11 protein-coding genes are annotated in these 9,033 nt (G+C 69.7%); 4 read left to right on the plus strand and 7 right to left on the minus strand.

What is annotated here, in order from left to right; translation table 11 throughout:
• Positions 1-250: 250 nt before the first annotated feature.
• From IEZ03_RS37040 to IEZ03_RS37050, 3 genes are all read right to left on the minus strand, one after another.
• A complete protein-coding gene (locus IEZ03_RS37040) occupies positions 251-553 on the minus strand; it encodes a hypothetical protein (RefSeq protein WP_184880800.1) in 303 nt (100 codons plus the stop codon).
• A gap of 76 nt (positions 554-629) precedes the next feature.
• On the minus strand, positions 630-1,430 hold the full coding sequence (locus IEZ03_RS37045) for a polyphosphate polymerase domain-containing protein (RefSeq protein WP_184880798.1): 801 nt from the start codon (positions 1,428-1,430) through the stop codon (positions 630-632).
• On the minus strand, positions 1,427-2,068 hold the full coding sequence (locus IEZ03_RS37050; protein ID WP_229808830.1) for a DUF4956 domain-containing protein: 642 nt from the start codon (positions 2,066-2,068) through the stop codon (positions 1,427-1,429). Before IEZ03_RS37050 ends, IEZ03_RS37045 begins: the two co-directional genes overlap by 4 nt.
• A gap of 183 nt (positions 2,069-2,251) precedes the next feature.
• On the opposite strand from IEZ03_RS37050, the gene IEZ03_RS37055 reads away from it, so the two are divergent.
• From IEZ03_RS37055 to IEZ03_RS37065, 3 genes are read left to right on the plus strand one after another with little or no spacing between them, the layout of a single operon-like run.
• Positions 2,252-2,587: a hypothetical protein gene (locus IEZ03_RS37055; protein WP_184880794.1), complete on the plus strand. Its 336-nt coding sequence runs from the start codon at positions 2,252-2,254 to the stop codon at positions 2,585-2,587.
• Entirely contained in the window at positions 2,577-4,115 is a 1,539-nt protein-coding gene (locus IEZ03_RS37060; protein ID WP_229808831.1) for a sensor histidine kinase, read from the plus strand. The genes IEZ03_RS37055 and IEZ03_RS37060 overlap by 11 nt, the downstream gene beginning before the upstream one ends.
• Complete coding sequence (locus tag IEZ03_RS37065) at positions 4,112-4,771, plus strand: response regulator transcription factor (RefSeq protein WP_132045608.1); 660 nt, start codon at positions 4,112-4,114, stop codon at positions 4,769-4,771. The genes IEZ03_RS37060 and IEZ03_RS37065 overlap by 4 nt, the downstream gene beginning before the upstream one ends.
• 10 nt (positions 4,772-4,781) lie before the next feature.
• Here IEZ03_RS37065 and IEZ03_RS37070 read toward each other — a convergent pair whose 3' ends face one another.
• The 3 genes from IEZ03_RS37070 to groL form a co-directional block, all read right to left on the minus strand.
• Entirely contained in the window at positions 4,782-5,372 is a 591-nt protein-coding gene (locus IEZ03_RS37070) for a phospholipid scramblase-related protein (RefSeq protein ID WP_184880790.1), read from the minus strand.
• Positions 5,373-5,444: 72 nt separating this feature from the next.
• Positions 5,445-6,047, minus strand: a complete 603-nt coding sequence (locus tag IEZ03_RS37075) for a phospholipid scramblase-related protein (RefSeq protein ID WP_184880788.1) — start codon at positions 6,045-6,047, stop codon at positions 5,445-5,447.
• 95 nt (positions 6,048-6,142) lie between these two features.
• Positions 6,143-7,771: a chaperonin GroEL gene (gene groL, locus IEZ03_RS37080; RefSeq protein ID WP_184880786.1), complete on the minus strand. Its 1,629-nt coding sequence runs from the start codon at positions 7,769-7,771 to the stop codon at positions 6,143-6,145.
• 476 nt (positions 7,772-8,247) lie between these two features.
• On the opposite strand from groL, the gene IEZ03_RS37085 reads away from it, so the two are divergent.
• On the plus strand, positions 8,248-8,487 hold the full coding sequence (locus IEZ03_RS37085) for an Lsr2 family DNA-binding protein (protein WP_184880784.1): 240 nt from the start codon (positions 8,248-8,250) through the stop codon (positions 8,485-8,487).
• Between the two features lie 137 nt (positions 8,488-8,624).
• On the opposite strand, the gene IEZ03_RS37090 is transcribed toward IEZ03_RS37085, so the two are convergent.
• The coding region (locus IEZ03_RS37090) for a hypothetical protein (protein ID WP_189241282.1) at positions 8,625-9,033 on the minus strand (409 nt) is incomplete at its 5' end.

The following is a 9,033-nucleotide window of genomic DNA, read 5'->3' on the forward strand; positions in this document are numbered from 1 at the left end:
GAGCAAAATCGACCGTTTCCGGCCCACGACCGAACGGCGGACACGGCGAAACCGCGTCTGCTTGGTCGGTAGTGGTTCCCCACGGGCCGGCCGCCTTCCGGCGTCCCGCTCCCCTGTGGGGCGGAGAGAACATTATGCCCCCGGTGGCACAACGTCAAACCGACACACGTGAATTTTTTCGTGCCGACTCCGGCAGGTGCCGGGGTGTGCCGTCAAAAAGCGCCCCCACCTGCGGAAACGCTCGCCGCGGTCAGCTCGCCTGGACGAGGTGGCCGCCGAGGAACACGATGCCTTCGGCGATGACCCAGAGGATGGCCGCGGCGGTGAGCAGGCCGGTGACCCGGTAGGGCTCTCGCCGCAGACGGTGAAACGCGAATGCCGTCAGGATGATTCCCACCGCCGGGACGACCGCGGCCAGGGAGACGAGCACGGCGTTGTGGACGTCGGCCGCGCAGACCGGGTCCGGGACACCGTCCGCCCCGCAGAACCCCTGTTCAGCCCAACCGCCGAGGGCGGTGAAGGCCCAGAGCACGGCGAGGGCGAGGTTGGCCACCGCGGGTACCCCGGGTGAGATCCGCCACTCGCTTGGACGTCTCCGGGCGACTTGCACATTTCATTACCTACCTCGGCTAGGCGGCCTCGTAAAGGGGCCCGCGTCCGTCGAAGAAGGCGCGCATGGCCGGGTGCCACGGGTTGGCGGGCATCCACGGGTGGAGCACGGCCACGGCCACGCAGTACTTGCTGATCTTCACGGGCCGGAAGCCCTGGTCGCGAAGGATGCGGTCCACCGGGGCGTCGGCCCGCTCGGACTTCGACTCGATCAGGACCATTCCAGGGTCGGCCGCCACGACGGCGTCTTCCTTCGTGCAGGTCAGTGCCGCGTCCAGCGTGACGCGGCCGGGGGCGGAACGCTGGACGAGGGTCGACCGCAGATAGGCGGTCGTCGCGGCCGGAACGACGATGTCGGGCGCGTTCATCCGGTACGCCGTGAGCAGCACGTCCTCCAGGAAGTCGCGCGCCGTGCCGTCCAGCTCCTCGCGGCTGGCGATGTCGTAGGGCATGCGCCGTTTGTCGGTGACGTCGCGCGCACCCGCGAGCTTCACCTCGAACGTGCACTCCCCGCTGTCCAGGTACGCCCGGGTCCGGATCTTGTAGCGGCGCCGGCGGCCCTGCAGATGCTGGCGGAAGGTGAGCAGATCGGGCGTGTCGAAGTAGGTCGACGAGTAGCGGAACCGGCGCAGGCCCCGGATCTCCAGCGCCGCGTACTCGTCGCCGAGCCGCGGGAGCATGGCCTCGCACACGGCAGCAGGCACCAGGTACTTGCGGTCGACTCGGGTCTGCAGTTCGGCGCGTTCGAGGACCTGCGCCAGGCTGATGGGCGGCAGCGTCCGCGTGAGGCGCGTGAGGGTCGAGGCTCCGTCGAAGGTCATCGCGCCACGCCCCTCGCGGAGGACGCCTCGGGCCCGGTGTGCGTGGCCTTGGACGTCCGGAGGACGGGCTTACGGGAAGTGGCCTTCGGAACGGAGCGGCGGTACCGGACGTCCACGATCGTCACGTCTCGCACATAGTCGACCTCTGTCACGCTGCAGGCCAGCACTGTTCCGCCGAGGCGGTTCTCCAGGTCGGCCTGAAGTGCCGCCGGGTCATGGTGGATGACGTCCAGCGTCACCACACGGTGCTCGGTGCGCGCCGAGAGCCGCGGATGGTCGGCGACGTACATCACCCCAAGGAGGATCGCGTTGAGCAGGCCGGCGAGCCACGGGATGACGGCGGCGATGCCGTTCACCAGGCCCAGCGCCAGCGCGACGAAGTAGTAGCCGATCTCCTCCTGGGTAATGGCGTCCGACCGCAGCCGGATAATCGACAGTACGGCGAACAGGCCGAAACCGACGGCGATGTCCGCGCGCTCGGCGAGCAGCAGCGAAACGACGGTGAATACGCCCACGTTGACCGCGATGTACGCGAGCCGCAGGTCACGACGGTGGTGCCGGCGGAAGTAGATCACGTACGTGAGCACGGTGATCGCGGCAAGGTCCGCGGCGAGGCCGTACAGGACGTGCGCGGCCACAGGGCGCCTCCTCGGGGTCAGGGGTTGGACAAGGGGACGGTCTCCACCCGGGATGGGACGAGTGTGAGAGCCGGATGAAGAAACCCTCATGCCCAACTACAAACCAGCTGTGAGCAGCCCAAATGAAGGATCTTTCATGTGGCGTTAACCGGCTCTTCCTTGGCGATATGCGAGGTTGTCCCCATGTCCGTTCGCACGTCTTTCATCGGGATCGTCGCGGTCGGGGCGCTGATCACGGCCCTCGTGGCCGGACTCGTCCAGGCGCACGAGAGCTCCCCGCCGTCGCTCGGCGACACCATCGAGGTCAGCCCGTCGTCCGCCGTCCTGGACGGGCGGACCGGCACGGAGTCACCGGCTCCGGGTTCCTCGTCGTCGCCGAAGCCGTCCGCCCCGACGACGGCGGGGGGCGACGCGGTGCCGCCACCGCCGGTCCCGCCCGGCGACGACGACGGTTCGAACGAGGACGACGGTCCGAGAAGCGACGACGACCGCGACGACGATGACCGCGATGACGGCTGAGGTCCGTGTCACCGCGCGGGCGCGCATCGTGGGCTGGATGCTGCTGCTCGTCGGGCTGGCGCTGGCCGGTTCCGTCGCCGTGACCTGGTCGGTGCTGTCCGCCCGGCTGGACGACAGGGTCGACGGCGAGCTCACCCACGAGGCCAACAAGCTGCGCAGCTACTCGCGGAACACGGCGGACCCGGCGACGGGCCGTCCTCGGGCGAACGTGTCGGAACTGCTGACGGACTACCTCGCCCGCAACCTCCCCGACGACTACGAGACGTTCTTCTCCGTGGCGGACGGGCGGGCGGAGCGGCGCAGCGCGCAGCCGCCGCCGGCCCGGCTCGACCGCGACCCCGCGTTCGTCGCCAGGGTCGCCCGCGCGCGGGCGCCCGCCTACGGCACGGCGCCCAGCACGGCAGGTGAGGTGCGGTACGCGGTGCTTCCGGTGCGGATGTCCGGCGACCCACGGCGGGCGGCGCTGGTGGTGGTGCAGTTCCGGGACGCGCAGCGCGCCGAGGTGACCGAGACGACCCGCGTCCTGGGCTTCACCGCGTTCGGGGCGCTGGCGGTGGCCGGGCTGGTCGGCTGGGTGATCGCGGGACGGGTGCTCGCGCCGATCCGGCTCGTCCGGCAGACCGCCGACCAGATCGGGGAGTCGGATCTGACGCGGCGGCTCGCCGTCCGCGGCAACGACGACGTGGCGGCGCTCGCGTCCACGTTCAACCGGATGCTGGACCGGCTGGAGTCGGCCTTCGGCGCGCAGCGCAGGTTCCTCGACGACGCCGGCCACGAGCTGCGGACGCCGATCACCGTCATCCGCGGCCATCTGGAGCTGATGGACGACGACCCGGCCGAGCGCGAGGAGACCCGCGCGCTGCTCATGGAGGAACTCGACCGGATGAACCGGATGGTCAACGACCTGATCATGCTGGCGAAGGCGGACCGGCCCGACTTCCTGACCGTCGGGGAGGTCGACCTCGCGGACCTCACGGTCGATGTGGTCGCCAAGTCGCGCGGGCTCGGAGATCGCCGCTGGCGGGTCGGCGCGGTCGCCGAGGTGCGGGTGCTGGGGGACGCGCAGCGCCTCACGCAGGCGCTGATGCAGCTGGCGTCCAACGCGGTCCGGCACACCGGGGACGGCGACACGATCGAGGTCGGGTCGGCGGTGCGGGACGGGACGGTGCTGCTGTGGGTGCGCGACAACGGGCCGGGGGTGGCGCCGCCCGACGCCGAGCGGATCTTCGAGCGGTTCGTCCGGGGCGACCGGGAGCCCCGTCCGGCGGGCGGCGCGGGTCCGGGGGACGGTGCCGGGCTCGGGCTGGCGATCGTCGCGTCCATCGCGAGGGCGCACGACGGGACGGTGCATGTGGAGAGCCCGCCGGACGGCGGCGCGCGGTTCGTCCTGACCCTGCCGCTGCGTCCGGCGTTCCTTCCCCGGCCGGACGACGCCGCCGCGGAGGCCGACACGATCGTCCTGCCGTCCGCGACCGGTGAGGCGCTCACCGGGGTGGAGGCGCCCGGTGCCGCGGAGGCGGCGCGGTGAACCGGATCCTCATCGCCGAGGACGAGCGCCGGATCAGCTCGTTCCTCGAAAAGGGCCTGCACAAGAACGGTTTCACGACCCTGGTCGTCCCGGACGGCCTGTCGGCGTACGAGCACGCCCGCGGCGGCGGGTTCGACCTGATGATCCTGGACCTGGGGCTGCCGGTGCAGGACGGTTTCACGGTGCTGCGCCGGCTGCGCAACGAACGCGTGACGATCCCGATGATCATCCTGACCGCGCGGGACAGCGTCGCGGACACCGTGGCGGGCCTGGAGGGCGGCGCCGACGACTACCTCGCCAAGCCGTTCGCCTTCGAGGAGCTGCTCGCGCGGATCCGGCTGCGGCTGCGGGCGGAGCGGATCCCGGAGGCGACCGTGCTGCGCGCCGGCGGTCTGGAGCTCGACCTGCGGACGCGGCGGGCCCGGGTCGGCGGCCGGACGGTCGAGCTGACCGCCCGCGAGTTCGCGCTGGCCGAGGTGTTCTGCCGCCACCCCGACCAGGTGCTGACCCGCGAGCAGCTGCTCAGCCAGGTGTGGGGGTTCGACTTCGACCCCGGCTCCAACATCGTCGACGTCTACATCCGCTACCTGCGGCGCAAGCTGGGGCCGGGGCTGATCGAGACGGTCCGCGGGGTCGGCTACCGGCTGCGCCCGTGACGGGGGCCGGTCAGGTGATCTCCTTGGACTCGTGGAGGTTCATGTCCATCACGATCGCCGTCACGACCGCCATCGTCCGCAGCGGTTCCGGGACGGGGTCGAAGATCTCCACGCTGTACTTGTCGGCCGTCGTCAGCAGGTGCGTGGCGAGGCCCGCCCACTTCTTGCGGACGTGCGCGACCTTGGTGCCGTCGTTGTCGAGCACCTCGAAGTTGGTGCGCGGGACGTCCACCTCGACGGCGCCGATGAGGGTGCCGTCACCGTCGTAGAGGACGTAGCGGCGGCCGACGCGCTCGGTGACGAATGAGCCGATCGCCTCCTCCTTGGTGCCGAGGATCTCGGTGTAGTCCCGTCCCCGCAGCTTCTCCACGGCCAGGAGGGGCGCCCCGTCGGGGGTGGTCAGCTGGACGGCGCGGGCGTCGAGGTTCGACTTGCCGGGCAGGATGCCGCGCATCGCCTCGGCGCGGCCCTCGTCGACCGCCGGGGCCGCGATGGCGAGCACGGTGTCGTCGCCGTCGAGGACCTTGTAACGCGATTTGCCGAACGGTCCCCTGCGAGGCTGTTCAACCTTCAGCACAGAGGAACTGAACGGGTCGCTCATGCTTTCTCCCAGCCTCGTCGCGGAGCGGTCTCGCCGAGCCATACGGTACGCGAAAGTCCCCTGCCGCAAGGGCTAGCCGATAGGCCAGTCCTTGCCTTCGTACAACATCAGGTCGATGCCGATCGCGGTGACGGCGACCAGGACGCGGAGCGGGTCGTGGAGCGGCTGGAAGATCTCTACCGAGTACCGGTCGGCGGTCGTCAGCAGCTCGGTGGCGACGCCCTTGAGCTTCTTCTCGATCTGCGCGACGTGCGTGCCGTGGCCGTCCAGTACCGGGAACTTGTAGCCGAAACGGCTTCCGTCCAGGCGGCCGATCGGACGTCCGGCGTGGTCCAGGAGCGTGTACTGGTGGCCGGCCGCCTCCCCGATCTTCTGCACCGTCCCGATCAGGGTGCCGTCCGGGCTGCTCACCTGCGCCCTGGCGCTCGCCGTCGGCCCGTTCGCCGCCACGCTGAGCAGCGGCACGCCCTGGGCGCTCTCGACGTGGACGGTGCGTCCCTTGCCGCCGCCCCCTCCGGCGACCCTGGCTGCCTTGCGGAGCCGGGAGACGCCGCGCTCCCCCGCGGTGGCGAGCAGCGTCCCGCGGCCGTCGAGCACCCGGTACCGGGAACCGGCGCCGGGGACGCCGCGCGGCTGGTCGACGCGCAGCACGGGTGAGCTGAAAAGATCACTCATCCCCGCATGATGGCGTACCGGACGCGGACGCGTGCACGCAAAAGGGGCGGCCCCGCGGGGCCGCCCCTTCATCGCGTGTGGCTACACGCCGCCGATCAGAAGTCCATGCCGCCGGCGTCGGGCATGCCGCCCGCCGGGGCCGGGTTCTTCTCGGGCTTCTCGGCGATGACGGCCTCGGTGGTGAGGAACAGCGCAGCGATCGACGAAGCGTTCTGCAGCGCGGACCTGGTCACCTTGGCCGGGTCGAGGATGCCGGAGTCGAACATGTTGACGTACTCGCCGGTGGCGGCGTTCAGGCCCTCGCCGGGCTTGAGCCCGCGGACCCGCTCCACCACGACGCCGCCCTCGAGGCCGGCGTTGATGGCGATCTGCTTGACCGGCTCCTCCAGCGCGCGCTTGACGATGTTGGCACCGGTGGCCTCGTCGCCCGCGAGCTCCAGCTTGTCGAACGCCTTGGTGCCGGCCTGCAGCAGCGCCACGCCACCGCCGGGGACGATGCCCTCCTCGACCGCGGCCTTGGCGTTGCGGACGGCGTCCTCGATGCGGTGCTTGCGCTCCTTCAGCTCCACCTCGGTGGCGGCACCGGCCTTGATCACCGCGACACCGCCCGCGAGCTTGGCCAGGCGCTCCTGGAGCTTCTCGCGGTCGTAGTCGGAGTCGGTGTTGTCGATCTCGGTGCGGATCTGGTTGACCCGGCCCGCGATCTCGTTGGCGTCACCGGCGCCGTCCACGATCGTGGTCTCGTCCTTGGTGACGACGACCTTGCGGGCGCGGCCCAGCATGTCGGTCGTGGTGTTCTCCAGCTTGAGGCCCACGTCCTCGCTGATGACCTGGCCGCCGGTCAGCGTGGCGATGTCGCCCAGCATGGCCTTGCGGCGGTCACCGAAGCCCGGCGCCTTCACGGCGACGGACTTGAAGATCCCGCGGATCTTGTTGACGACCAGGGTGGCCAGCGCCTCGCCCTCGACGTCCTCCGCGATGATCAGCAGCGGCTTGCCGGACTGCATGACGCCCTCGAGGACGGGGAGCAGGTCCTTGTTCGCCGACGCCTTGCCCTGAACGATCAGGATGTACGGGTCCTCGAGGACCGCCTCCATGCGCTCGGGGTCGGTCACGAAGTAGTGCGAGATGTAGCCCTTGTCGAAGCGCATCCCCTCGGTCAGCTCGAGCTCCAGACCGAAGGTCTGGCTCTCCTCGACCGTGATGACGCCTTCCTTGCCGACCTTGTCCATCGCCTCGGCGATCATCTCGCCGATCTGCGGGTCGCCGGCGGAGATGGAGGCCGTGGAGGCGATCTGCTCCTTGGTCTCCACGTCCTTGGCGAGCTTGGACAGCTCCTCGCTGACCCGCTCGACCGCGGCCTCGATGCCCCGCTTCAGCGACATCGGGTTCGCCCCGGCCGCCACGTTCCGCAGGCCCTCGCGCACCAGCGCCTGGGCCAGCACGGTGGCGGTCGTGGTGCCGTCACCCGCGACGTCGTCGGTCTTCTTCGCTACTTCCTTGACGAGCTCGGCCCCGATCTTCTCCCACGGGTCCTCGAGCTCGATCTCCTTCGCGATCGACACACCGTCGTTGGTGATCGTGGGAGCGCCCCACTTCTTCTCCAGCACGACGTTGCGCCCCTTGGGACCAAGGGTCACCTTCACGGCGTCGGCGAGCTGGTTCATGCCACGCTCGAGCCCGCGCCTGGCATCCTCGTCGAACGCGATCATCTTTGCAGCCATAGGCTCCAGTCCTCCCGGAACAAGGTGGCTTAGACGGATCGAGCCGACGCCCGCGACGGACGGCCCCCGCACCGACGACTGCCATTCCGCCGCCGGACTGAGGCCTCATCGCCCCGACCCAGACTGTGAAGTTGTCACTCTCCACAGCAGAGTGCCAACCGTTTGTTTAGCACTCTACCCTGCCGAGTGCAAGCGCCGCGCACCCTGGCGGGGGAAGGTTCATCTAGCTGCCGGCGCCCTCTCTCACCTGGATCGGAGCGGTGTTTGGGGAGGTCTGGGGGCGTGTCTGCGTGGGACGTTCTGGACGGTCGCTCTCCGCACGGGGGCAGACTGCGCCTCGGTCGTTGAAGCTTGGAGCGGGGCTGTCTCACGGCTCGGCAGTTGATCCATCGCAAGACCGGGGGCGTCCGCGATGATGGACGAGGTTTTGCCTCGTCTCTGGCGCGGCCCTCGGCACGGTGCGCGCTCCTGGAGGAGTGATTAACATTTCCGGTGTCTACGAGAAAGATGAGTGGGAGACCGACCTGTCCTATGCGCGCCGCATCGCGCAATACGATTTTACGGAGAGACTACGCATCTGGGCGGCTGAGCAAGGTATCAAGATGAACGCCAGGGTGCGCATTCCCATCAATGTGGTCGAGAAGTACACCCAAGCCACCGGGGATGACCTCGCAGGCATTCTTGAGCGCATCGACCGCGAACATGGGATGCAGTAGAAGGCGCGCGGCTTGTTTCGGGGGTGGACAGGCATCGGCCGCTTCAGACTTGCGTTCGTCTGAAGCGGCCGATGGGCTTGTCCTAGGGCTTTGGTACCGCCCTTGTGAAGCCGGACTTGCTCGTGCTCAGCGGGCTGCTACTTGGCACCCTGCTGAGCGGCCGCGGCGCCCGCGATCTCGTCCTGCTCAGAGCCCTCGACCTCGTTGATGACGGTGTTGCCCTTGCCGCCCTTGAGGTTGGTGTTGATGTCGTCGACCTTCACCGACTCGTTCCCGACCTTCGGCGAGGCGAAGGGCGAGCCCGTCACGCTGCTGAAGTTGAGGTTGCCCGGGCCGGACTCGCCGACCAGGGTGGGGCCGTTGTGGCCGACGTTCGACTTCTTGATCCACTGGCCGAACTTGACCTTGCCGTGGTCGTTCTTGCCGCCGTGGCCGTTCGCGGTGCGCTCGGCGCCCTGCTCCTCGGCAGCCTCCTGCGGAGCGGCCTCCTGCTGCGCGGCCTCCTGCTGAGCAGCCTCCTCCTGCGGAGCGGCCTCCTGCTGCGCG

It is taken from the genome of Actinomadura livida, from assembly GCF_014648675.1.
Classification (GTDB): domain Bacteria; phylum Actinomycetota; class Actinomycetes; order Streptosporangiales; family Streptosporangiaceae; genus Spirillospora; species Spirillospora livida.

What these genes read in the sequence shown, in the direction of transcription:
- IEZ03_RS37045 (WP_184880798.1), bottom strand. Translation starts at nt 1,430, where the DNA reads ATGACCTTCGACGGAGCCTCGACCCTCACGCGCCTCACGCGGACGCTG.
- IEZ03_RS37055 (WP_184880794.1), top strand. Translation starts at nt 2,252, where the DNA reads ATGTCCGTTCGCACGTCTTTCATCGGGATCGTCGCGGTCGGGGCGCTG.
- IEZ03_RS37060 (WP_229808831.1), top strand. Translation starts at nt 2,577, where the DNA reads ATGACGGCTGAGGTCCGTGTCACCGCGCGGGCGCGCATCGTGGGCTGG.
- IEZ03_RS37070 (WP_184880790.1), bottom strand. Translation starts at nt 5,372, where the DNA reads ATGAGCGACCCGTTCAGTTCCTCTGTGCTGAAGGTTGAACAGCCTCGC.
- IEZ03_RS37075 (WP_184880788.1), bottom strand. Translation starts at nt 6,047, where the DNA reads ATGAGTGATCTTTTCAGCTCACCCGTGCTGCGCGTCGACCAGCCGCGC.
- groL (WP_184880786.1), bottom strand. Translation starts at nt 7,771, where the DNA reads ATGGCTGCAAAGATGATCGCGTTCGACGAGGATGCCAGGCGCGGGCTC.